This is a genomic window from Sulfitobacter mediterraneus (assembly GCF_003054325.1).
GTDB lineage: Bacteria > Pseudomonadota > Alphaproteobacteria > Rhodobacterales > Rhodobacteraceae > Sulfitobacter > Sulfitobacter mediterraneus.
This window is the reverse complement of record NZ_QBKU01000006.1, coordinates 207,350-230,295: the sequence shown is the minus strand read 5'-3', so window position 1 is coordinate 230,295 and position 22,946 is coordinate 207,350. Positions and strand designations below refer to the sequence as shown.

The 22,946-nt window shown below is 58.3% G+C and carries 22 protein-coding genes; 14 read left to right on the top strand and 8 right to left on the bottom strand.

Features of this window, described 5'->3' with window-relative positions; translation table 11 throughout:
• Window positions 1-43 precede the first annotated feature (43 nt).
• The gene (gcvP, locus tag C8N31_RS11955) at window positions 44-2,890 is read left to right on the top strand and encodes an aminomethyl-transferring glycine dehydrogenase (RefSeq protein ID WP_025049554.1); all 2,847 of its coding nucleotides are present in this window, start codon (window positions 44-46) and stop codon (window positions 2,888-2,890) included.
• Window positions 2,891-2,957: 67 nt separating this feature from the next.
• Here gcvP and C8N31_RS11950 read toward each other — a convergent pair whose 3' ends face one another.
• Genes C8N31_RS11950 through C8N31_RS11940 form a run of 3 tightly spaced genes read right to left on the bottom strand, consistent with a single transcriptional unit; the run spans window position 2,958 to window position 7,038 of the window.
• The gene (locus tag C8N31_RS11950; protein WP_025049555.1) at window positions 2,958-3,842 is read right to left on the bottom strand and encodes an inositol monophosphatase family protein; all 885 of its coding nucleotides are present in this window, start codon (window positions 3,840-3,842) and stop codon (window positions 2,958-2,960) included.
• 14 nt (window positions 3,843-3,856) lie between these two features.
• Entirely contained in the window at window positions 3,857-6,373 is a 2,517-nt protein-coding gene (locus C8N31_RS11945) for an ABC transporter permease (protein ID WP_025049556.1), read from the bottom strand.
• Window positions 6,370-7,038: an ABC transporter ATP-binding protein gene (locus C8N31_RS11940; protein WP_025049557.1), complete on the bottom strand. Its 669-nt coding sequence runs from the start codon at window positions 7,036-7,038 to the stop codon at window positions 6,370-6,372. Before C8N31_RS11940 ends, C8N31_RS11945 begins: the two co-directional genes overlap by 4 nt.
• Before the next feature lie 48 nt (window positions 7,039-7,086).
• On the opposite strand from C8N31_RS11940, the gene C8N31_RS11935 reads away from it, so the two are divergent.
• Complete coding sequence (locus tag C8N31_RS11935) at window positions 7,087-7,728, top strand: arylesterase (RefSeq protein WP_025049558.1); 642 nt, start codon at window positions 7,087-7,089, stop codon at window positions 7,726-7,728.
• Window positions 7,729-7,731: 3 nt separating this feature from the next.
• Window positions 7,732-8,349 carry an SOS response-associated peptidase gene (locus C8N31_RS11930; protein ID WP_025049559.1) on the top strand — a complete coding sequence of 206 codons (618 nt, stop codon included), beginning with the start codon at window positions 7,732-7,734 and terminating at the stop codon, window positions 8,347-8,349.
• Here C8N31_RS11930 and C8N31_RS11925 read toward each other — a convergent pair.
• Window positions 8,346-8,756, bottom strand: a complete 411-nt coding sequence (locus C8N31_RS11925; protein WP_025049560.1) for a RidA family protein — start codon at window positions 8,754-8,756, stop codon at window positions 8,346-8,348. The two genes, C8N31_RS11930 and C8N31_RS11925, sit on opposite strands and share 4 nt — an antisense overlap.
• Window positions 8,757-8,826: 70 nt before the next feature.
• Here C8N31_RS11925 and C8N31_RS11920 point away from each other — a divergent pair, with 70 nt between their 5' ends.
• From C8N31_RS11920 to preA, 3 genes are all read left to right on the top strand, one after another.
• Window positions 8,827-9,624, top strand: coding sequence for a class I SAM-dependent methyltransferase (locus C8N31_RS11920; RefSeq protein ID WP_025049561.1), 798 nt, complete (start codon window positions 8,827-8,829; stop codon window positions 9,622-9,624).
• 158 nt (window positions 9,625-9,782) lie between these two features.
• The gene (locus C8N31_RS11915; protein ID WP_025049562.1) at window positions 9,783-11,105 is read left to right on the top strand and encodes an NAD(P)-dependent oxidoreductase; all 1,323 of its coding nucleotides are present in this window, start codon (window positions 9,783-9,785) and stop codon (window positions 11,103-11,105) included.
• A 25-nt stretch (window positions 11,106-11,130) separates the two neighbouring features.
• A complete protein-coding gene (gene preA, locus C8N31_RS11910; protein WP_025049563.1) occupies window positions 11,131-12,432 on the top strand; it encodes an NAD-dependent dihydropyrimidine dehydrogenase subunit PreA in 1,302 nt (433 codons plus the stop codon).
• A 23-nt stretch (window positions 12,433-12,455) separates the two neighbouring features.
• Here preA and C8N31_RS11905 read toward each other — a convergent pair whose 3' ends face one another.
• Both C8N31_RS11905 and C8N31_RS11900 read right to left on the bottom strand, forming a co-directional pair.
• The gene (locus C8N31_RS11905) at window positions 12,456-12,818 is read right to left on the bottom strand and encodes a hypothetical protein (RefSeq protein WP_025049564.1); all 363 of its coding nucleotides are present in this window, start codon (window positions 12,816-12,818) and stop codon (window positions 12,456-12,458) included.
• Window positions 12,819-12,931: 113 nt separating this feature from the next.
• Window positions 12,932-13,510: a TetR family transcriptional regulator C-terminal domain-containing protein gene (locus C8N31_RS11900; RefSeq protein ID WP_107992373.1), complete on the bottom strand. Its 579-nt coding sequence runs from the start codon at window positions 13,508-13,510 to the stop codon at window positions 12,932-12,934.
• A gap of 189 nt (window positions 13,511-13,699) precedes the next feature.
• On the opposite strand from C8N31_RS11900, the gene C8N31_RS11895 reads away from it, so the two are divergent.
• From C8N31_RS11895 to C8N31_RS11865, 7 genes are all read left to right on the top strand, one after another.
• Window positions 13,700-14,950: a Zn-dependent hydrolase gene (locus C8N31_RS11895; RefSeq protein ID WP_025049566.1), complete on the top strand. Its 1,251-nt coding sequence runs from the start codon at window positions 13,700-13,702 to the stop codon at window positions 14,948-14,950.
• Between the two features lie 55 nt (window positions 14,951-15,005).
• On the top strand, window positions 15,006-15,335 hold the full coding sequence (locus C8N31_RS11890) for a hypothetical protein (protein ID WP_146173133.1): 330 nt from the start codon (window positions 15,006-15,008) through the stop codon (window positions 15,333-15,335).
• 66 nt (window positions 15,336-15,401) lie between these two features.
• A complete protein-coding gene (hydA, locus tag C8N31_RS11885; protein ID WP_025049568.1) occupies window positions 15,402-16,862 on the top strand; it encodes a dihydropyrimidinase in 1,461 nt (486 codons plus the stop codon).
• A 75-nt stretch (window positions 16,863-16,937) separates the two neighbouring features.
• A complete protein-coding gene (locus tag C8N31_RS11880; RefSeq protein WP_231013955.1) occupies window positions 16,938-17,705 on the top strand; it encodes an ABC transporter ATP-binding protein in 768 nt (255 codons plus the stop codon).
• Window positions 17,706-17,768: 63 nt separating this feature from the next.
• Entirely contained in the window at window positions 17,769-18,632 is an 864-nt protein-coding gene (locus tag C8N31_RS11875; RefSeq protein WP_025049570.1) for an ABC transporter permease, read from the top strand.
• A complete protein-coding gene (locus C8N31_RS11870) occupies window positions 18,632-19,471 on the top strand; it encodes an ABC transporter permease (protein WP_025049571.1) in 840 nt (279 codons plus the stop codon). The genes C8N31_RS11875 and C8N31_RS11870 overlap by 1 nt, the downstream gene beginning before the upstream one ends.
• A 37-nt stretch (window positions 19,472-19,508) precedes the next feature.
• Window positions 19,509-20,498, top strand: a complete 990-nt coding sequence (locus C8N31_RS11865) for an ABC transporter substrate-binding protein (RefSeq protein ID WP_025049572.1) — start codon at window positions 19,509-19,511, stop codon at window positions 20,496-20,498.
• Between the two features lie 162 nt (window positions 20,499-20,660).
• Here the strand turns inward: C8N31_RS11865 and C8N31_RS11860 are convergent, their stop codons facing one another.
• Window positions 20,661-21,212 carry a L,D-transpeptidase gene (locus tag C8N31_RS11860; protein WP_025049573.1) on the bottom strand — a complete coding sequence of 184 codons (552 nt, stop codon included), beginning with the start codon at window positions 21,210-21,212 and terminating at the stop codon, window positions 20,661-20,663.
• A 140-nt stretch (window positions 21,213-21,352) separates the two neighbouring features.
• The gene (locus tag C8N31_RS11855; RefSeq protein ID WP_025049574.1) at window positions 21,353-21,559 is read right to left on the bottom strand and encodes a cold-shock protein; all 207 of its coding nucleotides are present in this window, start codon (window positions 21,557-21,559) and stop codon (window positions 21,353-21,355) included.
• A 405-nt stretch (window positions 21,560-21,964) separates the two neighbouring features.
• Here C8N31_RS11855 and C8N31_RS11850 point away from each other — a divergent pair, with 405 nt between their 5' ends.
• A complete protein-coding gene (locus tag C8N31_RS11850; RefSeq protein ID WP_025049575.1) occupies window positions 21,965-22,927 on the top strand; it encodes a response regulator in 963 nt (320 codons plus the stop codon).
• The last annotated feature ends 19 nt before the right edge of the window (window positions 22,928-22,946 follow it).

Genomic DNA, 22,946 nt, shown 5'->3' with positions numbered 1-22,946 from the left:
TCCGGCGGGAATATTTACAGCCAAAAAGAAAAGGGCGGGTGCCATGACCTTCAAGCCTACCGATTATCTTCCGTATGATTTTGCCAATCGCCGCCACATCGGCCCGTCACCCGAAGAGATGACGCAGATGTTGGACACGGTTGGTGCCAAGTCGCTTGATGCGCTGATTGATGACACCCTGCCGGGCGGCATCCGCATGAAAGGCGGGCTGGATTTCGGCAAGGCCATGTCAGAGCGCGAGGTGCTGGAGCATATGCGCAAGACCGCCTCCAAGAACAGGGTGATGACCAGCCTGATTGGGCAAGGCTACCATGGCACTGTGACGCCCCCGGCCATCCAGCGGAACATCCTTGAGAACCCGGCATGGTACACGGCCTATACGCCGTACCAGCCCGAAATTTCGCAAGGGCGGCTTGAGGCGCTGTTGAACTTCCAGACCATGATCAGCGATCTGACCGGTCTTGAGGTTGCCAATGCCTCGCTGTTGGATGAGGCGACCGCCTGTGCCGAAGCAATGACCATGGCGCAGCGGATGTCCAAGGCTAAGGTCAGCGCGTTTTTTGTCGATCACGATTGCCACCCGCAAAACATCGCAGTGATGAAAACCCGCGCGGCCCCCTTGGGCATCGAGATCATCGTCGGCGATCCGGACAAGATGGAAGCGGACAAGGTTTTTGGCGCGATTTTCCAGTATCCGGGCACCTATGGCCATGTGCGCGATTTCACCAGCCACATCGCTGCGTTGCATGAGAACAAGGGCGTCGGGATTATTTCGGCTGATCCTTTGTCCCTGACCTTGCTCAAAGAACCGGGGGAGATGGGCGCGGATATTGCTGTTGGCACAACCCAGCGGTTTGGTGTGCCCGAAGGATACGGCGGCCCGCATGCCGCCTATATGGCCTGCAAAGATTCCATGAAACGCTCCATGCCGGGCCGGATCGTGGGTGTGTCGATTGATGCACACGGCAACCGTGCCTACCGTCTTTCCTTGCAAACCCGCGAACAACACATTCGCCGCGAAAAGGCGACCTCGAACGTTTGCACTGCGCAGGCTTTGTTGGCGGTGATGGCGTCGATGTATGCTGTGTTCCATGGGCCAAAGGGCCTGAAGGCCATCGCGCAGCGCATCCACCGCAAGACCGTGCGTTTGGCCGAAGGGCTGAAACAGGCGGGCTTTGACGTGCGTCCTGCGACATTCTTTGACACGATCACTGTTGAGGTTGGCCCATTGCAGTCGGCCGTGATGAAATCAGCGGTCGAAGAGGGTGTGAACCTTCGCAAAGTGGGCGATACCAAGGTTGGTATCACTCTGGATGAGCGCAGCAAACCCGTCACCATTGAAGCGGTTTGGCGGGCTTTTGGGATTGACCGTGCAGACAAGGATTACACCCCGCATTACCACATGCCAGAAAAGCTGATCCGGCAGACCGAATACCTCACCCATCCGATTTTCCACATGAACCGCGCCGAAACCGAGATGATGCGCTACATGCGCCGTTTGGCGGATCGCGATCTGGCGCTGGACCGGGCGATGATCCCGCTGGGCTCTTGCACGATGAAGCTGAACTCGGCCGCCGAAATGATGCCGGTGAGCTGGCGTGAGTTTTCCCTGATGCACCCATTTGTGCCGGACAATCAGGCGCTGGGCTATAAGGAGATGATCGACGATCTGTCCTCCAAGCTTTGTGATATCACCGGCTATGACGCGATTTCCATGCAGCCAAATTCGGGCGCGCAGGGGGAATATGCGGGTCTGTTGACGATTTCGGCCTATCACCGCGCCAACGGCGAGGGGCATCGCAATATCTGTCTGATCCCGATGAGCGCCCATGGCACCAATCCGGCCTCCGCGCAGATGGTGGGCTGGAAGGTTGTGCCGATCAAATCTGCCGACAACGGTGATATTGATCTGGATGACTTCCGCGCCAAGGCCGCACAGCACGCCGAAAACCTAGCCGGCTGCATGATCACCTATCCCTCGACACATGGTGTGTTTGAGGAAACCGTGACCGAGGTGACCAAAATCACCCATGAGCATGGCGGTCAGGTCTATATCGACGGGGCCAATATGAACGCCATGGTGGGCCTGTCCCGCCCCGGTGATCTGGGCGGTGACGTGAGCCACCTGAACCTGCACAAGACCTTCTGCATCCCGCATGGCGGCGGCGGTCCCGGCATGGGCCCCATTGGTGTAAAGGAACATCTGATTGCGCATCTGCCGGGCCATCCGAATGATGGCGGCAGCGCCGTATCGGCGGCGCCATACGGCTCGCCATCGCTGTTGCCGATCTCATTGGCCTATTGCCTGATGATGGGCGGTGAGGGGCTGACCCAGGCCACCCGCGTTGCGATCCTGAATGCCAACTACATCGCCAAGCGGCTCGAAGGGGCCTATGACGTGCTTTACAAAGGGCCATCAGGCCGCGTGGCGCATGAATGCATCATTGATGTCCGCCCCTTTGACGAAAGCGCTGGTGTGACGGTGGATGACATCGCCAAACGTCTGATCGACTGTGGCTTCCACGCGCCAACAATGTCTTGGCCGGTGGCTGGCACGCTGATGGTTGAGCCGACCGAAAGCGAAAACAAAGCAGAGCTGGACCGGTTCTGTGACGCGATGCTGGCGATCCGTGCGGAGATTGACGCGATTGAAAAAGGCGACATGCCGCGCGAGAACAATCCGCTCAAGAATGCGCCGCATACGGTTGAGGATCTGGTGCTGGAATGGGGCGACCGTCCCTATACCCGCGAACAGGGTTGTTTCCCTCCGGGCGCGTTCCGGGTGGACAAATACTGGCCTCCGGTCAACCGCGTTGACAACGTGCATGGCGACCGCAATTTGATCTGCACCTGCCCGCCCATGGAGGATTACGCCGAAGCGGCGGAATGATCTGGCGGGATTGACACAGTGCAAAAGGCGGGGCTCAACGCTCCGCCTTTTGTGTTTTCGGCAGCGGTCAAGCGCCGCTTGGTTCTTGCACCACAAGGAAATCAAAGACCTTGCGCAGCCGGTTCCATGTGGTGCGATCGGGCGCAACCAGCAGATGACCATTGCGGCGGGCAGCGGAATAGGGCCCGCCATCCAGCATCTCAACATGAGCGCCGGCCTGCGCACAGATCAACGCCCCTGCGGCGTGATCCCACGGGTGCAACATTCCTGTCAGCAGGAAATCCACATGGCCCTGCGCGACCATCCGATATTCATGGGCAGAACAACGCAGGCTGGTCACACGTGCAAAACTTGGCAATGTGGCCGCGACCTGCCGCAACACCGGCCCTTCAAATAAACTGAGCGGGATATACCCTGACAGGTTCTCAATCTGCTTGCCCATCGCAACCCTCAGGGGGCTGCTGTTGCCGTTGGCCTTTTGCAGCTCTGCAAGCCCCGTGGCGCTGTCTGCGATAGCCCAATCATCGGCAAGTGGATCGTAAATCAGCCCGAAACCGGGTTTGCCAAATTGTGTGACCGCAAGGATTACGCCAAAGACCGCCAGCCCATGCGCAAAATTCCACGTGCCATCCACCGGATCAATAATGAACGCCAGCGGCGCATTGGCCAACCCATCCAGCAAGGACGGATCTTTGGCAACGGCCTCCTCTCCGATCACCAAGGCATCCGGAAAGGCGATCTTGAGCGCCCGTGTGATCATCGCCTCGGCCTGCAGATCGGCGGTGGTCACCAGATCATCGGGGCGCGATTTGCTGCTGATCTCTGCCGCAGCCAAGGCGCGAAAGCGTGGCAGGATTTCTGCCTTTGCGGCCCGGCGGACAATGTTCAGGACGTGCTGCTGCTGCGCGGGGCGCAAGGCGGGAGGCAGGGGGGCAGGCAAGTCCTGGGTCATGTCACATCCGGCTGTTATTCACGGGCACGCAATACCTGCGCGGGCCGGGCATTCAGGGACCGCAGCGCAAAGCCAAGGCCGGCAAGGACGGTGGCCAACACGCCGCCTGCAATGATCATCAGGGCCGATGGCCAGATGATTGTAAAGTCGGTTTCCATCACAAACCGGCTCACCGCCCAGCCGCCAAGCACCCCGGCGAGCAAGGCAACCGCCCCTGCAAACACGCCCAAAAGGGCCGCGCGCAGCATAAAGCTGGCGGCAATGGCGCGGCGGGATGCACCCAGTGTCTTGAGAAGGGCCGCCTCATAGGTACGGGCTTGTGCCCCGGCGGCGGCAGCCCCGATCAGCACCAGAAAACCGGTCAAAAGCGTTGCCAAAGCGCCGTAAGACGTGGCGGCGGCCAGACCGGCCAGCACGGCGGAGACCCTGTCAATCGCGTCGCGCACCCGTATCGCAGTGATGTTGGGATAGGCGCTGGCCAGATCGCGCAGGATCTGGCCCTCCGCCTCTGCCTCGGCATAGACGGTTGAAATAAACGTATGCGGTGCGCCGGACAATGCGGCGGGGTTCATCGTCAGGACAAAGCCGATGCCAGCGGTGGAAAAATCGACCTCCTGAAAGCTGGCGATGGTGCCTTTGATATCGCGGCCCAGCACATTGATGGTCAGCGTATCGCCCAACGACAGGCCAATTTCCTCGGCCTCTTCGGTGGCAAAACTGATCAGCGGTGGACCGGAATAATCTTCGGGCCACCACGATCCTGCGGTGAGACGGGCATCGGGGTCAGGCGCTGCGGCGTAGGTCACGCCGCGGTCGCCGCGCACAACCCAGTGATCGCCAGCAACCTCGTCAGCGGGTTGTCCGTTGATCTTGGTGATAACACCGCGCAACATCGGCGCGCTGTCGATGCGGCTGACGGCAGGGTCATTTTCCAAGCGTTCGGTATAGCCGCCGATTTGATCCTTCTGGATATCGACAAAGAAATAGGATGGCGCCACTTCCGGCAAATTGCCGGAGATCGCATTGCGCAGGTTGCCGTCGATCTGGCCCACGGCGGCCAAAACCGACAGGCCAAGGCCCAATGATAGGACAACCGCGCCAGCCCCCTCGCCCTGACCGCTGATCGCGGCAAGAGCCCATCGCAGGCGGGGACGCCCCCGCGCCAACCGCGCCGCCCGGCGCGACAGCAGGCGCAGCAGACCCGCCGCGAGAACCAGCAAGACCAAGGCCCCAGCAATGCCGCCCAATGTCCAAAGCGTCAGCATCCACGACCCGTTGAACCACGCCGCCAGCCCCACCAGCGTCGCAACAATCAGCCCGATCACCGCCAGATATCGCGGCGCAGGCAGGCGCCGTGCGCCTTGCCATGCGTCCCGAAACAGCGTGGCGGCCCGTACGTCCTCGCTGCGGGCCAGTGGCCAGAGGGTAAAAGCCAGCGCCGTCAGCAAGCCATAGATCGCGGCCTCAATCAGCGGGAGCGGATAAAAGGCAAACCGGGCAGGCACCGGAAGACGCGCCTCGATCAGCGGCGACAGCAGCATTGGCGCGACCGCACCGAGGATGACGCCAATGGTAACGCCCAAAATCGACAGGATACCGATCTGGAGAAAATAGGTTTGGAAAATTGTCGCGCGATCTGCGCCCAAGGCTCGCAGGGTGGCAATCACACCTGTCTTGCCATTCAGATAGGACCGCACAGCCGCCGACACACCAACGCCGCCCACCGCCAGACCGGACAGCCCGACAAGCACCAAAAATGCCCCAAGACGTTTGACAAAACGGGCCACGCCGGGTGCGCCGTTCCGGGCATCTGTCCAGCGCATGCCACTGTTTTCAAACTGTTCCAAGGCGGCGGTCTTCAGCCCGTCAAGGTCAGTGCCCTGCGGCAAGGTCAGCCGGTATTTGGAGTTGAACAACGTGCCCGGGCCCAGAAGGCCGGACCCCTCCAGCGCTTCTCGGCGCAATAGGGTGCGTGGCCCGAGGGCAAAACCGCTGGCGGCGCTGTCAGGCTCTCGAACAATCAAAGCGGATAGATGATAGGCTTTGCTGCCTAGCTTGAACGTGTCACCTGCCGCAATGCCAAGCCGATCCGACAGCGCCCGTTCCATCACCGCACCGGGATTGCCGCCACGATCCGCCAGTGCCGCATCCAGCGGCATCGCGGGGTCGAGCACCATCTGCCCGACCAATGGATAGGCATCATCAACACCTTTGATCTGCGTCAGCGCCCGTTCGTCGCCCACCACTGCCATGGACCGAAATTCAACAATTTCGGATACAGATGTGGCGCGGGTCGCGATCCAGTCCTGTTCCTCTTCCGTTGCAAACCGGTAAGTAAAATCCAGCTCTGCCGCGCCGCCCAAGAGGGCCGCGCCCTCCCGTTGCAAACCTGCCTCAATAGCGGCGCGGACCGATCCGACAGCGGCAATTGCGGCCACGCCAAGTGCAAGACAGGCCAGAAACAGGCGAAACCCTTTGAGGCCGCCGCGCATTTCACGGCGGGCAAAGCGGCTGGCGAGGGACAGGCTCATGCGATTTTTCCATCGGCGAGAGCCACGGACCGATCACAACGTTCTGCTAGCGCCGGATCATGGGTCACCAACACCAGCGTGGCCCCGTAGGTGTCGCGCATCTCGAACAGCAGATCCATAATGGCGCTGCCATTGGTGCTGTCCAGATTGCCGGTGGGTTCATCGGCCAACAAAATAGCCGGGCGCGGCGCACAGGCCCGCGCAAGGGCAACGCGCTGTTGCTCGCCGCCTGAAAGCTGTGCGGGGTAGTGATCAACGCGGTGGCCAAGGCCGACCGCCCCCAACGCCTCTCGCGCCCGGTCAAAGGCATCCGTCTGACCAGAAATCTCCAACGGCGTGGCGACATTTTCCAACGCGGTCATGGTCGGGATGAGGTGAAAGGATTGAAACACAATGCCCATGCGCCCCTGCCGGAACCGCGCCAGCGCATCCTCGTCCATCGTGCTAAGGTTCTGGCCCAAAGCCTCGACCGTGCCGCCTGTGGCCTGCTCCAGCCCGCCCATGACCATCAACAAGGATGATTTGCCAGACCCTGAGGGACCAACCAATGCAACGCTTTCGCCGCTGTGGACCTTAAGGGAAATTCCGCGCAGGATATCGACCTGTCCGGCATTGCCTCTGAGCGAAAAAGCCACATCTTTAAGCTGGAACACGAGGTCTGTCATAGGGCCGCCTTTAATTAGGTATCTGCTGGATATGGAGGTCAGTTTGAAATGCGCAAGGTAATGATTGGAATTGTGGTCAGTTTCGCAGGAATTGCGCAAGCCGATGAGGTGGTTATTGCCGCGTTGGGCGACAGTTTGACCCAAGGGTATGGATTGCCTGCCGAACAGGGGTTTGTGCCGCAGTTGCAAGCCTGGCTGGATGCCAACGGCGCAGAGGTGCGGTTGATCAATGCCGGAGTGTCCGGCGATACCACGGCTGGCGGATTGGCGCGGGTGGATTGGACGCTGACGCCGGATGTGGACGGAATGATCGTGGCGCTGGGCGGCAATGACGTGCTGCGCGGGTTGCCATCGGAACAGGCGCGGCACAATCTGACAGGTATCCTCACTGCGGCCCAGGTGGCAGAGGTCGAGGTTCTGCTGGTCGGCATGCAAGCGCCGGGGAACTATGGCGAAGACTACAAAGCCGACTTTGAGGGGATCTACCCAGATCTGGCCAAAGACTTTGACACCCTCTATCTCGACAGCTTCTTTGCGGGGCTGACCGAGGAGCAGGAAAGCGAAGACCTCAGCGCCTATCGTGCACTGTTCCAGGGTGATGGCGTGCATCCCAATGCCGAGGGCGTGGCGATGATTGTTGCGCGGTTCGGGCCAGAGCTGTTGCAGCTGATCAACCAGATTGAGGGCTAACCGATGCCCGGACGCCTGTTTTTGACATCGCCGGTCTCTGAATTACGCGATGTTTTGGGCGCCGATACATCTGCGTTTGAGAGCGAGCCGCCCCGCCATAATATCGCACCGGGGCAAGAGCTGTTGTGCGTCACGGCTCTTGGGTTGTCGCGTATGCGGTGGGGGATCATTCCGGTGGGCCGGGTCAATGCGCGGGGGCGTCCGGTGATGGAAACGTTGATCAACGCCCGGTCCGAAACCGTTTTTGATAAATCCGCCTATGAAGGTACGGGACGGGCGGTTGTGCCGGTGAATGGCTGGTACGAATGGACCGGTGAGAAACGCAAGAAAACCGCATGGCGCATCGCGCCAAGGGACGGTGGATTGCTGTTTTTCGCGGCGATCACCGACGTATGGAATGGCCCCGGCGGCGTAACGGTGGAACAGGTCGCCACGGTGACCTGCCCGCCAAACGCAGATGTTGAACCGATCCATCACCGCATGGGTGTACTGTTGGGGCCAAGCGATATTGCTCTTTGGTTGCAGGGCGATGCATCCGATGTCCACAACCTTATGGTGCCGTGGCCTGACGGCCAACTGCGTATTGAAAAGGCCGAGGGTGTGGATTGGTCCGGGGCCTAGCCCGCGCCGCCCCAGCCGCCGATGATCGCATCGGCCTCCAGCTCAACCAGCCATTCGGGGTTTACGAACCGGTCTACAGCCATGATCGTGTCCACCGGACGCACATCAACAAAGTACTCTTTGCGCACATCAATGGCGGCTTTCCAATCGTCAATATTGGTCAGGATGACCCGTGTGCGCACCACGTCATGTAGCCCTGATCCTGCCTGCTCCAACGCTTGTTTGATGATCTCGATACATTGACGCGTTTGGGCGCCAACATCGCCAACGCCAACGGTTTTGCCGTCTGCCCCAACCGGTGCGGTGCCACCGACAGATATGAAAGGCCCGACTCGCACAGCGCGGCTAAAGCCGACGATCTTTTCCATTGGGTTGCCGTTTGAGATAAGTTCCCGGTCAAATATCATTTTGAAATTCCCTGTTTGAGGCGCATGCTGCCACGCACTCTAGCAACATCGCTATGGAAAGGGACCTAAAATGCCATCAGACAGCAAACATGACGCGTGGAGCATGGGGGACAGTTATGAGCATTACATGGGGCGCTGGAGTCGAAAAATTGCGTCTTCCTATCTGGAATGGCTCAAACCACCAGCGCAAGTTGACTGGCTTGAGATCGGGTGCGGCACAGGGGCGCTGACCAATGCAATACTGGCCAAAGCAGATCCGAAATCAGTCCTCGCCACGGATCAATCCGAAGATTTTGTGAAGCATGCGCAAAAGGAAATTGCCGATCCACGTGCCGCATTTGGTCAGGCGCAGGCGCAGAATTTGCCTGCGGCGGACGCCAGTGTTGATGTTGTCACCTCAGCCTTGGTGTTGAATTTCGTCCCCGAAAGGCCGGCTGCGCTGCACGAGATCCAACGTGTCCTGCGGCCTGGTGGGCTGTTGTCGTTTTATGTTTGGGACTATCCCGGCGGCGGTATGGGGTTCATTGATGCCTTCTGGACCGCCGCAGCAGAGGTTGATCCCGCTGCCACTGAACTGAACGAAAGCGCACGGTTTCCGTTTTGCACGCGATCAGGCTTGCGGGATCTTTGCTCCGAAGCGGGGCTTGCGCAACCTGAGGTCGCCCCCATTGAAATCGCAACAGTTTTCCCGGATTTTGAGGCGTTCTGGAAACCCTTCACCATGGGGGCCGGTCCCGCGCCGGGCTTTTGTGGAAGTCTGGATCCGGATCACCGCGATGCGTTGAAAGCCGCGCTTGCACGGCAACTGGACAGTGGAGGCGAGATCAGTTTGCCCGCGCGGGCTTGGGCCGCAAGAGCCAATATTTGACAGACAACGCGGAAATAGCGGCCTTTGTGTTTCGCCCAAAGACTGTGCAGTAACGGTCGGGAGACCAATTTCTTGCCGCTGCAATAATTTTACCAGTTGATAAAAAAATGAATCCGTGAGACCGTTTTGAAAAATCAGGTCATTCAGGGGTGTACCAGATGTCATCAGACGTTTTTGCCGAAGGGATCAAACCGGGCAGGTTGGATCAAGAGAGTTACGAAGCGCAGTTTTCGGATTTGCATCCGCCGCTTGATGCGCATGAGGCGTTGGTGGCGGCCGACCGCTGCTATTTCTGCCATGATGCGCCCTGCATCACGGCCTGTCCGACGGATATTGATATTCCGCTGTTCATCCGCCAGATCGCCACTGGCACGCCTGATGCGGCCGCCAAAACGATCCTGAGCCAGAACATCATGGGCGGTATGTGCGCGCGCGTTTGTCCGACAGAAACGCTTTGTGAAGAGGCCTGCGTGCGGGAATTGGCGGAGGGCAAGCCTGTTTTGATTGGTCAGTTGCAGCGCTATGCAACCGACCATTTGCAAGAGCAGGGTATACATCCGTTTGAACGCGGTGCGGCCACGGGCAAGAAAGTGGCGGTCGTGGGCGCGGGGCCTGCGGGCCTATCGGCGGCGCACCGTTTGGCGATGATGGGGCATGATGTCGTGGTGCACGACGCGCGGCCCAAGCCCGGCGGGCTCAATGAATACGGGATCGCGGCCTACAAGACGCCGGATGGGTTTGCGCAGGGCGAGGTGGATTGGCTGCTGAAGATTGGCGGGATCACGCTGCAACATGATGCCAAACTGGGGCAGGGGATCACCCTGCAAGGTCTGCGCGATGCGTATGACGCGGTGTTCCTCGGGATTGGTCTGGGCGGCGTTAACGCGCTGGGCGCAGAGGGCGAGGATAAGGGCGGCGTGACAGATGCGGTGGATTTCATCGCCGATCTGCGGCAAGCCAGCGATTTTGCAACGGTGCCTATTGGCCGTGATGTTGTGGTGATCGGCGGCGGTATGACTGCCGTAGATGCCGCCGTACAGGCCAAGCTGCTGGGCGCGTTGAATGTCACGTTGGTTTATCGCCGTGGCCGTGACCGGATGAATGCCAGTGCCTTTGAACAGGATCTGGCCGCGTCCAAGGGGGTGCGGATCGTAACCCATGCGGTGCCAAAGGCGGTGCATGGCAATGGCGCGGTGCGCGAGATCGAATTTGAATATGTTGACGAAGACATGAACGGCACGGGCCAGACGCTGCGCCTTGCTGCGGATCAGGTGTTCAAGGCAATCGGCCAGACCCTTGAAGGGGATGACCTGCCAGAACTGGATGGCCGCAAGATCAAAGTGGATGGCACGGGGCGCACGTCGCTGGACGGTGTCTGGGCCGGGGGCGATTGCGCATCTGGCGGCGATGACCTGACGGTGACCGCTGTGGCCGAGGGCCGTGATGCGGCAATGGATATGCATGGGGTGTTGGTGGGTTGAACCCCACCCAACGGGAGAGTGAAGAATGGCTGATCTGACAAGCAATTTCATCGGGATCAAATCCCCAAACCCGTTCTGGCTGGCCTCTGCGCCGCCGACGGACAAAGCGTACAACGTGCGCCGCGCCTTTGATGCGGGCTGGGGCGGTGTGGTGTGGAAAACCCTTGGGTTAGACCCACATGTGGTCAACGTTAATGGCCCGCGTTATGGCGCGATCTATGGTGCGGACCGCCGGCTTTTGGGGCTGAACAACATTGAGCTGATCACCGACCGTCCGTTGCAGACCAATCTGGACGAGATCAAAGAGGTCAAGCGCGACTACCCTGCCCAAGCGATGATTGTCTCGCTCATGGTGCCTTGTGAGGAAGAGCCGTGGAAGATGATCTTGCCGCGTGTCGAAGAAACCGGCGCAGATGGGGTCGAACTGAACTTTGGCTGCCCGCATGGGATGAGCGAACGGGGCATGGGATCGGCCGTGGGGCAGGTGCCGGAATACATCGAAATGGTCACCCGTTGGGTCAAAGCGAACACGCGGATGCCGGTAATCGTGAAACTGACGCCAAACATCACCGACGTGCGCAAACCCGCCGAAGCGGCCAAGCGCGGCGGCGCGGATGCGGTGAGCCTGATCAACACGATCAATTCGATCACATCTGTTGATCTGGATCTCTTTGCGCCAGAACCGACCATCGACGGCAAAGGTGCCCATGGCGGCTATTGCGGACCTGCGGTCAAACCCATCGCCCTGAACATGGTGGCGGAAATTGCGCGTGATCCGGGCCTGCAAGGCCTGCCAATCAGCGGCATTGGCGGGGTCACAACATGGAAAGACGCGGCCGAATTCCTCGCTTTGGGGGCTGGCAATGTGCAGGTCTGCACCGCGGCGATGACCTATGGCTTCAAGATCGTGCAGGAAATGATCTCAGGTCTGAGCGATTATATGGACAGCAAGGGCATCACGTCGGTTGACGAAATTGTTGGCCGCGCGGTGCCGAATGTGACCGACTGGAACCAGTTGAACCTGAACTACATCGCAAAGGCGAAGATTGATCAGGATCTGTGCATTTCCTGCGGGCGTTGTTTTGCCGCCTGCGAAGACACCTCGCATCAGGCGATTGCTATGTCCGAGGATCGCACCTTTACTGTGATCGACGAGGAATGCGTGGCCTGCAACCTGTGCGTCAATGTTTGCCCGGTCGAAGACTGCATCACGATGGAGGCCATGGCACCGGGCGAGACTGATCCGCGGACAGGAAAAGTTGTCCAGCCGGACTATGCCAATTGGACAACCCATCCCAACAACCCTGCCGCCAACGCGGCAGAATAACAGCTCCTCCCGACCTGTTGACCTTATCCTTTCTTAAGAAAGGGCGAGGTCGGCAGCGGGTCAGGCATCGACACTTCGGGAAGGCCGGCACCGGGCAAAGGTGCCGGTTTTTCTGTTTGGGTTTGTGCCGCGACAACCGAACTTCGGGTCGCATCGGCCGGGCGGGGGAACGCGCCGTTGGTCATCTTGCGAAACAGCGCGACGTTTGCGCCTTGATCGCTTGTGCCACTGTTGCCCGATCCGGAAAAACCGGTGCTGTTGCCCGCCGCACGCCCCTGCGAGGCGGCGATGGTCGGCGCGATTACGGGAACGCTGGTGGTTTCTGCCGCAACACCGGGCGGAGGCGCCTGTGTGACAAACGGATTGGAAAGTAAGATAGAACTCATGCTGTGCTCCGATCTTGATCAAGAGGAGCCCGCCACCCGCATTCACCTTGGGCCAAATGTGTAAATGGCAGCTTAAGGCGGCAGATCAGTCGCAATTGCAGTTAATCAAGTGTTTACGGGGTCAGTAACTTGCGGAACAAGGTCTCTAGATGTGCGGCAGCGCCGTCAAACACCTCGGCGCCGCCCCCCAAAAGGGTATCCACCTGGACTTCGAAATCAGCGTAGTGCTGGGTTGTGGCCCAGATCGAGAACAGCAGATGCCGCGGATCAACCGGCGCCAGTTTCCCCGCAGCGACCCAGCCTGTAATCACCGCGCATTTTTCGTCAAACAACGGTTTGAGGCCATCATGCAATTGCGAGCCCATTCGCGGCGCACCTTGCAGAATTTCATTGGCAAAGAGCCGGCTTTCGCGGGGTAAATCGCGGGTCATGTCCAGCTTGCGCTGCACATAGGCCAGGATTTCATCCAGCGGGTCGCCGCCTGCGTCCATCTCGACCAAAGGATCCAACCAGGTTTCCATCAGCTGGCTCAGCAAGGTGACGTGAATCTCTTCCTTGCCGTTAAAATAATACAGGATGTTCGGCTTGCTTAGCCCGGCCTCTGTCGCGATTTGGTCAAGGGTCGCACCGCGATAGCCGTGGCGGGAAAATACATCCAGAGCGGCATCAAGAATAACGCGGCGATTGCGCATTTGAATGCGACTTGGCTTTTTCGTATCAGGCACCGTGGCGAAATCCTTGTTGTTGCCGCAAAAAAAGGCATCTTACCTCTATACGGGCTTTCTATGTAAAACCAGTTCTTGACAGGGAACATGGTAGACGCAATCGTGGATTTACCAAATGGTAAAATTTCTGATGCTAGCCGATCAAGGAGCCCGCCCATGCCAGCCCCCGGAGAAAACCTAAAGATCAACCCTGATCGTTTGTGGGACAGCCTGATGGAAATGGCCAAGATCGGGCCGGGTGTGGCGGGAGGTAACAATCGCCAGACGGTCACCGACGAGGATGGCGAAGGCCGGGCATTGTTCCAAAAATGGTGTGAGGATGCAGGCTGCACCATGGGTCTGGATCAGATGGGCAATATGTTTGCCCGCCGCGAAGGCACCGATCCCGATGCGCTGCCTGTCTATGTGGGCAGCCATTTGGACACCCAGCCAACGGGCGGCAAATATGATGGTGTGTTGGGCGTTCTGGGCGGGCTGGAAATTCTGCGCACGATGAATGATCTGGGGATCAAAACCAAACATCCAATTGTTGTGACCAACTTTACCAATGAAGAGGGCACACGCTATGCCCCCGCGATGCTGTCATCGGGGGTGTTTGCGGGCATTCATACGCAAGACTGGGCGTATGACCGCGAAGATGCCGAGGGCAAGAAATTTGGCGATGAACTCAAACGGATTGGCTGGCGCGGCGAAGAAGAGACCGGTGCCCGCAAGATGCATGCGTTTTTCGAGTTGCACATCGAGCAAGGCCCGATCCTTGAGGCTGAGGGCAAGGACATCGGAGTTGTCACGCATGGGCAGGGTCTGAGCTGGACGCAAGTGACGATCCACGGCAAGGACAGTCACACTGGTTCAACCCCGATGCCGATGCGCAAGAACGCAGGGCTGGGCATGGCGCGCATTCTGGACAAGGTGGATGAGATTGCATGGTCCCACGCGCCTCATGCGGTGGGCGCGGCAGGGCATATCGATGTCTATCCCAACTCGCGTAACGTGATCCCCGGCAAAGTGGTGTTTACGGTTGATTTCCGGTCGCCCGAATTGAACGTGATCGAAGACATGGAGGCGCGGTTGCGTGTTGAGGGGCAGAAGATTGCAGATGACATGGGGTTGCAGATCGAATTTGAGAAAGTTGGCGGATTTGATCCGGTGGCCTTTGATGACGGCTGTGTAACAGCGGTGCGCAATGCGGCAGAGCGTTTGGGTTATTCACATATGAACCTAATCTCAGGTGCGGGGCATGATGCTTGCTGGATCAACCGCGTTGCGCCCACTGCGATGGTTATGTGCCCGTGTGTTGATGGTCTGAGCCACAATGAGGCCGAGGAAATCTCCAGGGAGTGGGCGATGGCCGGGGCGGATGTGTTGCTGCATGCAGTGGTAGAAACAGCGGAGGTTGTGGGGTGACACGGACGCCGATCTTTTTGAAAAGATCGGGCCGGAATTTTCAAAAATTCCGGCGATGACGGGCAACGACCAACAGCCATCAGCCGCACAGCGGATTGATACTTTGCTGGATGCCGAACTGGACGCGGCCGCGAAAAGTCAGGACGACGTGCTGAGACGCACCGCGCAGGACTTTGCGGCGCTTCGGTGCACGCCCGCCGAGGTCACCGTGAACTTTTCAGGCGGCCTGACCCAGCGCTGTTGGTCCGTCAGCCGAGGCGATGGCACCTACCGGGTGGTCTATCTGCCCAAGGCGGGATATTTCTCGCTGTGTGTGGAAAGCGATTTTGGGCCTCTGGATATCGGTGTGCATGGGCCCGCGCTGGGGTGTTTTGGATCGGTTTGACTTGGGGCGCTGCCCCAAACCCCGGAGTATTTTGGGGCCAAAAAGAAAGAAGATGGGAGAAAGACGATGAGCAAGGTGATCAAAGGCGGAATGGTGTGCACGGCAGACCGGACGTGGAAAGCGGATGTGCTGATCGAGGGAGAAACGATCAAGCAGATCGGTGAAGATCTCAAGGGGGACGAATACATCGACGCCGAGGGCGCCTATGTGATCCCCGGCGGCATCGATCCGCACACCCATTTGGAAATGCCCTTTATGGGCACCACTGCGGCAGAGACATTCGAGACCGGAACATGGGCGGCGGCCTGCGGCGGGACAACCATGGTGGTTGATTTTTGCCTGCCCGGCGCGGATGGGTCGATCAAGAATGCGATCAACGAGTGGCATCGCAAGTCGGCGCCGCAGATCTGTTCTGATGTCGGCTATCACATGGCGATCACGGGTTGGGACGAGAATGTCTTTAACGAGATGAAAGATGCCGTGGATATGGGGGTCAATTCTTTCAAACACTTCATGGCCTACAAAGGCGCATTGATGATCGAGGACGATGAGATGTTCGCCTCTTTCAAGCGCTGTGCCGAACTGGGTGCATTGCCGATGGTACATGCCGAGAACGGTGATCTGGTCGCCGAGTTGCAGCAGAAGTATTTCGATCAGGGGATCACCGGCCCGGAGGGTCATGCCTATTCCCGTCCACCTGAGCTTGAGGGCGAAGCGGCGAACCGCGCGATCACCATTGCCGATACGGCAGGTGTGCCCTTGTACATCGTGCATGTGTCCTGCGAGCAGACCCACGAGGCGATCCGCCGCGCACGGCAGAAGGGGATGCGGGTTTATGGTGAACCACTGATCCAGTTCCTGACCTTGGACGAGAGCGAATATTTCAACAAGGATTGGGACCATGCCGCGCGGCGGGTGATGTCGCCCCCGTTCCGGTCCAAAGACCATCAGGACAGTCTGTGGGCCGGGTTGCAGGCGGGCAGCTTGCAAGTGGTGGCCACGGATCACGCGGCGTTCAATACCGAACAGAAACGCGCCGGGCGTGATGATTTCCGGATCATTCCAAACGGGTCTAACGGGCTTGAGGAACGTCTTGGTGTGCTTTGGACCGAGGGTGTGGAAACCGGACGTCTGACGCCAAATGAATTTGTCGCCGCGACCTCGACCAATGTGGCGAAAATCCTCAACATCTATCCGCGCAAGGGTGCCATTGTCGAAGGGGCGGACGCCGATATCGTGGTATGGGATCCCAAGATCACCAAGACGATCAGCCCGGCCAATCACCATTCGATTTTGGATTATAACGTTTTCGAGGGGTTTGAGGTCACGGCCAACGCCCGTTACACCCTCAGCCGCGGTGATGTGATCTGGGCCTGGGGTCAAAACAGCCAGCCACAACCAGGCCGAGGCAAGTTTATCCCGCGTCCGGCGTTCCCAAGCGCCAATGTGGCGCTGAGCAAGTGGAAGGCGCTGACCAGCCCGAAGATGATCAAACGAGACCCGCTGAACATTCCGGCGGGTATCTGATAGGACAAGACATTCAAAAGGGGTGGCCGGGCGCTGCCCCTTTGCGAGGGACATGAAGTGACTGAAAAGCAGAGCGTGATCAGCGCCAGAAACCTAGACCTGACCTTTCAAACCAATGACGGGCCGGTCCATGCGTTGAAAGACGTGAACCTTGAGATAAAGGACGGCGATTTTGTATCGTTCATTGGCCCGTCAGGCTGTGGCAAGACCACGTTTCTGCGGGTCATGGCGGATCTGGAGCAACCGACGGGCGGCACGGTGACGGTGAATGGTGTCAGCCCCGAAGAGGCGCGCCGCCAGCGGGCCTATGGGTATGTGTTTCAAGCGGCGGGCCTTTACCCTTGGCGAACAATCGGTGGCAACATCCGGCTGCCGCTTGAGATCATGGGCGTTCCCAAATCAGAACAGGCCGAGCGGGTGAACCGGGTTCTGGAGCTTGTTGAACTTGCCGGTTTTGAAAAGAAATTCCCATGGCAATTGTCGGGCGGCATGCAGCAGCGTGCCTCGATTGCGCGGGCGTTGAGTTTTGATGCGGACATTCTGTTGATGGATGAGCCGTTTGGCGCGTTGGATGAGATCGTGCGCGATCACCTGAATGAGCAATTGCTGCATCTGTGGGAACGGACGGGCAAGACCATCGCCTTTGTCACCCATTCAATCCCCGAGGCGGTCTATCTGAGCACGAAGATCGTGGTGATGTCACCACGTCCGGGGCGGATCACGGATGTGATTGACAGCCCGCTGCCCAAGGATCGCCCTTTGGACATTCGCGACACACCAGAGTTTCTCGAAGTGGCGCACCGGGTGCGCGAAGGGCTGCGGGCGGGGCATCAAGATGATTGACGCACAGCGCGCGCAGGCAGGACGGATGAGTTTTTTTAGCCAAATGAAGCAGGAGGGCGGCGCATGAGGCGATCTGTTGTTCCTGTTTTGAGCGTTGTCGGGTTTTTGCTGGTGATGTGGTATGCGGCTGCGGTTTGGCTGAATGCACCTTGGGCCTATGACAAGGCGACGCGCAGCGGTGAGGTTTTGACCACCTCGACCCTTGTGGCCGATACATGGTCACAAGAGAAACCCAAGCTGCCGGCACCGCATCAGGTGGGCAAAGAGATTTGGAAAACCACGGTCGAGAAGAAGATCACCTCCAAACGATCGTTGATCTATCATTCCTGGGTGACACTCAGCGCAACTTTGCTGGGCTTTGTAATGGGCACCGGGCTTGGCATTTTGTTGGCGGTTGGCATTGTCTACAACCGCACCATGGATATGAGCGTGATGCCCTGGGTCATTGCCTCGCAGACCATCCCCATTCTGGCGATTGCACCGATGATCATCGTGGTGCTGAACGCCGTTGGCATTTCGGGGCTTTTGCCCAAGGCGATGATTTCGATGTATCTGTCGTTCTTCCCGGTGGTTGTTGGTATGGTGAAAGGGCTGCGCAGCCCGGATCAGATGCAACTGGATCAGATGCGCACTTGGTTTGCCAGCAAATCCCAAACGTTCTGGAAGCTGCGCTTGCCTGCGTCGATGCCTTATTTGTTTACATCGCTCAAGATCGGCATGGCGGCCTCGTTGGTTGGAGCCATTGTGGGTGAATTGCCCACGGGGGCTGTCGCCGGATTGGGCGCAAGGCTGCTGGCAGGCAGCTACTATGGACAGACGATCCAGATCTGGTCGGCCCTGCTGATGGCGGCGGCCTTGGCGGCGAGCCTTGTTGGTATCATCGGGATCATTCAGCGGGTCACGCTGAAACGGATGGGGATGGCGTGATGGGCTGGCTTATCTTTGCAGTGGTCGCGTGGATTGTGGGTTGGATGCTCAATGTCTGGCTAGCGCGGCGTCCGCCATCGCGGCTCACTGGGCTGGCCTCACCCATTGTGTTTGGCATCACTTTGATCGCGGTCTGGGAAGGGGTCGTGAACGGCTTTGAAATCAATCAGGTCTTGCTGCCCGCGCCGAGCGTCATCGCGGTGCGCTTTGCTTCGTCTACCGCGATCCTATGGGTCGACTTTGTACAAACTGTCCTCAAAGGTGCCCTTTCGGGCTATATCATTGGATGCGGCTCTGCGTTTCTGATTGCGGTGGCCATCGACCGGTTTCCATTCCTGCAACGCGGCCTGTTGCCGGTGGGCAATTTTGTCGCCGCCCTGCCGGTGATCGGGATGGCGCCCATTCTGGTGATGTGGTTCGGGTTTGACTGGCAATCCAAAGCGGCGGTTGTTGTGGTCATGGTGTTCTTTCCGATGTTGGTGAATACTGTGCAGGGATTGCAATCAACGGATGCGATGCAGCGCGACCTGATGCGGACCTATGCGGCGGGTTATTGGAAGACCCTGCTGAAGCTGCGGTTGCCTGCGGCAATGCCGTTTGTGTTTAACGGGCTCAAGATCGGGACAACGCTGGCGTTGATCGGGGCGATCGTTGCTGAATTTTTCGGCTCTCCGGTCAAAGGCATGGGCTTTCGCATTTCGACATCCGTCGGACAGCTTGCGCTTGATCTGGTCTGGGCCGAGATTGTGGTGGCGGCGATTGTCGGATCGGCCTTTTATGGCTTGATGGCTTTGGTCGAAAAGCGCGTGACATTCTGGCACCCGAGCCAACGAAATTAACTACGATACGAAGACCAACCAAGAGGGAGATAACAAAATGAAAAAGTTTACAAAATTGGCAGCCGGTGCGGCGCTGGGTCTCTGGGGGACCATGGCGCAGGCGGCGGACGATGTCACATTGCAGCTGAAATGGGTCACACAGGCGCAGTTCGCGGGCTATTACGTGGCACTCGACAAAGGCTTTTACGAAGAAGAAGGCCTCAATGTTACGATCAAGCCGGGCGGCCCAGATATTGCACCAACGCAGGTTCTGGCTGGCGGCGGCGCGGATGTGACCGTTGATTGGATGCCATCCGCCCTGTCCGCGCGGGAAAAAGGTCTGGCGATGGTGAACATCGCGCAGCCGTTCAAAAGCTCCGGCATGATGCTGACTTGCCGCAAAGACGCAGGCGTGGCCAGCACGGATGATTTCAAAGGCAAAACGCTGGGCGTTTGGTTCTTTGGCAACGAATTCCCGTTCCTGAGCTGGATGAGCAAGCTGGGCATCTCGACCGATGGCGGCGATGATGGTGTGACTGTGCTCAAGCAGGGTTTCAACGTTGATCCACTGTTGCAAAAGCAAGCGGCTTGCGTATCCACCATGACCTACAACGAGTACTGGCAGGTGATTGATGCGGGCCTGACACCGGACGATCTGCAGGTGTTCAAATACGAAGATCAGGGCGTCGCGACGCTTGAAGATGGTCTGTATGTTCTGGAAGATAAACTTTCTGATCCGGCATTCGAAGACAAAATGGTCCGTTTTGTGCGGGCGTCCATGAAGGGCTGGAAGTACGCCGAAGCCAATTCTGATGAAGCGGCGGAAATCGTTCTGGACAACGATGCATCCGGCGCACAGACCGAAATGCACCAAAAGCGCATGATGGGCGAAGTGGCCAAGCTGACTGCGGGCAGCAATGGCGCGCTTGATCCGGCGGATTATGAGCGCACAGTCGCATCCTTGCTGTCAGGTGGATCTGATCCTGTGATCTCCAAAGCGCCAGAAGGGGCTTGGACACATCAGATCACGGACAAGGCGCTGAACTAAAGCGGCCTTACAACCGGACTAAAAGGAAGGGCCGATGCGATGCATCGGCCCTTTTCCTGTTCAGGATCTTGAAACTAGCGGCCTGAGAAAATGGGTTGTAGAATTGACGCAAAAGGGCCGGCGCATGGCCAGCCCTTTCATCAAACTATATCGCGTCAAAGATTACAGAACGGTCACAACCGTCCCGACAGGGACACGTTCGTATAGGTCTTTCACGTGCTCATTCATCATCCGGATGCAACCGTTGGAAACCGAACGGCCAATGGAATTGGGCTGGGTTGTGCCGTGGATGCGGAAATATGTGTCTTTGCCGTTCTGGAACAAATACAGAGCCCGCGCGCCCAACGGGTTACCGGGGCCGCCGGGTTGCGCTTCGGTGTTGCCGATGAACCGCTTGTAGGCCTTGGGGTCACGTTCGATCATCTCGTCGGTCGGGCGCCATGTGGGCCATTCTTTCTTGAGCGCGATCGTCGCGGTGCCGGTAAACTCAAGGCCCGCTTTGCCAACGCCTACACCATACCGGATGGCTTTGCCTGGGGCGGTCACGAAATACAGGTAGTGGCTGCGCGGCAGGATCAGCAATTGACCCGGCTGATACTGGCGTTTGATGCGCACCTCTTGCGGGGTGGGATCATAGGCGGCGGTCTCTGCCATTGCCAGTTGTGGAAGGGTGGCGGCGGCCAGCGTGCTGGCAATAAATGTGCGGCGGCGCATAGGACGCTCCATGTTCGTTATGAAAATCTGATTTTATTGTCGCAAACTAAGGCTCATTGGCAACCCTTAGGCAACAAAAAACCGGCCTACTGTTGCCAGTAGACCGGTCAATTTTGCGTGTGGGCAAATGCCCGCAGCCCTTAGGCCAGTGCGATGTTTGTCGCGCTTTCGCGGCCGTCACGGCCTGCTTCAACGTCGAACGTCACTTTCTGGTTGTCGGCCAGACCGGTCAGGCCTGCGCGCTCAACAGCAGAAATGTGAACGAAAACGTCCTTGCTGCCGCCATCGGGTGCGATAAAGCCGAAGCCTTTAGTTGTGTTGAACCATTTTACGGTGCCAGTGGCCATATCCGTAGTCTCCATTTTAGTGCCATCCGCGTAGGTGCGATGGCCCGGCTCTGTTGGTCTGGATCGAAACTGAGCGCCGTAAAAGGAGACAGGGGTCGAAATAGAATAACGTTTGCAACCCGCCTTATGGCAGTTTGGTCAGATTCGCACAAGAGGGCGTAATGGAGCGGGCGAAAGCTCGCCCATATGGCGCAGTTCGCCCAATTGCGCCTCATTCTCGGCCAAGTTGAAGCGAATAATCCCAGTTTTTTAAGGAATAGCCTGAAAAGATTGAAAAACACCAAGACCTACAATTGTCTTAAATCGGTCGCAAAGATGCCCGCAATAGGGGGATAACTTGGCCATATGCCAGAAGGTTGTGCCAATGGGGGTTGGTACCAAAATCTTGAACGAGAGGGAAAAGAAATGCGCATTCTAGCGGTTGATGACGACCCAATTATCCTTGATCTGCTCAAGGGTTCACTGAACAAAGACAACAGCGGCGATTTGATCTGCTGCGAAACGGCAGAAGACGCGCTGGTGGTTCTCGAAAACCAGACCACGCCGATTGACTGTTTCCTTTTGGATATCATGCTGCCGGGCATCGACGGAATTGAACTGTGTGCCCAGATCCGTGCGATGAAATATTATCGCACCACTCCGATTATCATGATCACTGCCAGCCGCGAAGCTGATCTGATGGGCCGCGCGTTCCATGCCGGGGCCACTGATTTTGTATCCAAACCGCTTGACGGGATCGAACTCGGCGCTCGGATCAACAGCGCGGGCATGCTCAATGACAGCCTGCACCGTGAACGCCATGCGCAACATACGCTGGCGGAACTGACCGAAAAGACCAAGATCCGCTTTGATCAAGCTGTGACGCTGGACACCGGCGGAGTGACTGATCTGTTGGCCCTTGAAAACGAACTTCTGCGGATGCCTGCGGGTGTCTACGCGATGAACCTCGTTGCCATCGACGTGATGGGCCTGCGCGGCGTTTTGCGTGCTGCGGGCAGCCCTGCCTTCCGCCAAAACCTCGAACTGGTCGCCGAGGCCGCCAAGGAGGCGCTTGATGGCCGGGTCTGGAAGATGGGCTATGCGGGCAGCGGCCGTTTCCTTGCGGTGGTGATGGGCCGTGCGCGGTTGAACCACGCCGATTTGCAGGACCATATGAATGAGGCGCTGACCAACGGTTGGAACATCGAAGCCAACGGCACACCGATGCCACCGGAAATTCAGGTTGCTCCGATGACGGACAAACGCCTGTGGACCGGGCTGAGCGCCAGCGACATGCTGCGTGAGCATCTCCAGAACAAAGACATGATGCAGGAATTGGCTGCTGACCGCGAAAATGAGCTGTTTGAACAGCTTGAAGACGCCGCTTAAACCCAAGTCTTATTGAATT

Excerpts from the sequence above, each read along its gene's own strand:
- gcvP (WP_025049554.1), top strand. The coding sequence starts at position 44 with ATGACCTTCAAGCCTACCGATTATCTTCCGTATGATTTTGCCAATCGC.
- C8N31_RS11950 (WP_025049555.1), bottom strand. The coding sequence starts at position 3,842 with ATGACCCAGGACTTGCCTGCCCCCCTGCCTCCCGCCTTGCGCCCCGCG.
- C8N31_RS11945 (WP_025049556.1), bottom strand. The coding sequence starts at position 6,373 with ATGAGCCTGTCCCTCGCCAGCCGCTTTGCCCGCCGTGAAATGCGCGGC.
- C8N31_RS11940 (WP_025049557.1), bottom strand. The coding sequence starts at position 7,038 with ATGACAGACCTCGTGTTCCAGCTTAAAGATGTGGCTTTTTCGCTCAGA.
- C8N31_RS11935 (WP_025049558.1), top strand. The coding sequence starts at position 7,087 with ATGCGCAAGGTAATGATTGGAATTGTGGTCAGTTTCGCAGGAATTGCG.
- C8N31_RS11930 (WP_025049559.1), top strand. The coding sequence starts at position 7,732 with ATGCCCGGACGCCTGTTTTTGACATCGCCGGTCTCTGAATTACGCGAT.
- C8N31_RS11925 (WP_025049560.1), bottom strand. The coding sequence starts at position 8,756 with ATGATATTTGACCGGGAACTTATCTCAAACGGCAACCCAATGGAAAAG.
- C8N31_RS11920 (WP_025049561.1), top strand. The coding sequence starts at position 8,827 with ATGCCATCAGACAGCAAACATGACGCGTGGAGCATGGGGGACAGTTAT.
- C8N31_RS11915 (WP_025049562.1), top strand. The coding sequence starts at position 9,783 with ATGTCATCAGACGTTTTTGCCGAAGGGATCAAACCGGGCAGGTTGGAT.
- preA (WP_025049563.1), top strand. The coding sequence starts at position 11,131 with ATGGCTGATCTGACAAGCAATTTCATCGGGATCAAATCCCCAAACCCG.
- C8N31_RS11905 (WP_025049564.1), bottom strand. The coding sequence starts at position 12,818 with ATGAGTTCTATCTTACTTTCCAATCCGTTTGTCACACAGGCGCCTCCG.
- C8N31_RS11900 (WP_107992373.1), bottom strand. The coding sequence starts at position 13,510 with ATGCGCAATCGCCGCGTTATTCTTGATGCCGCTCTGGATGTATTTTCC.
- C8N31_RS11895 (WP_025049566.1), top strand. The coding sequence starts at position 13,700 with ATGCCAGCCCCCGGAGAAAACCTAAAGATCAACCCTGATCGTTTGTGG.
- C8N31_RS11890 (WP_146173133.1), top strand. The coding sequence starts at position 15,006 with ATGACGGGCAACGACCAACAGCCATCAGCCGCACAGCGGATTGATACT.
- hydA (WP_025049568.1), top strand. The coding sequence starts at position 15,402 with ATGAGCAAGGTGATCAAAGGCGGAATGGTGTGCACGGCAGACCGGACG.
- C8N31_RS11875 (WP_025049570.1), top strand. The coding sequence starts at position 17,769 with ATGAGGCGATCTGTTGTTCCTGTTTTGAGCGTTGTCGGGTTTTTGCTG.
- C8N31_RS11870 (WP_025049571.1), top strand. The coding sequence starts at position 18,632 with ATGGGCTGGCTTATCTTTGCAGTGGTCGCGTGGATTGTGGGTTGGATG.
- C8N31_RS11865 (WP_025049572.1), top strand. The coding sequence starts at position 19,509 with ATGAAAAAGTTTACAAAATTGGCAGCCGGTGCGGCGCTGGGTCTCTGG.
- C8N31_RS11860 (WP_025049573.1), bottom strand. The coding sequence starts at position 21,212 with ATGCGCCGCCGCACATTTATTGCCAGCACGCTGGCCGCCGCCACCCTT.
- C8N31_RS11855 (WP_025049574.1), bottom strand. The coding sequence starts at position 21,559 with ATGGCCACTGGCACCGTAAAATGGTTCAACACAACTAAAGGCTTCGGC.
- C8N31_RS11850 (WP_025049575.1), top strand. The coding sequence starts at position 21,965 with ATGCGCATTCTAGCGGTTGATGACGACCCAATTATCCTTGATCTGCTC.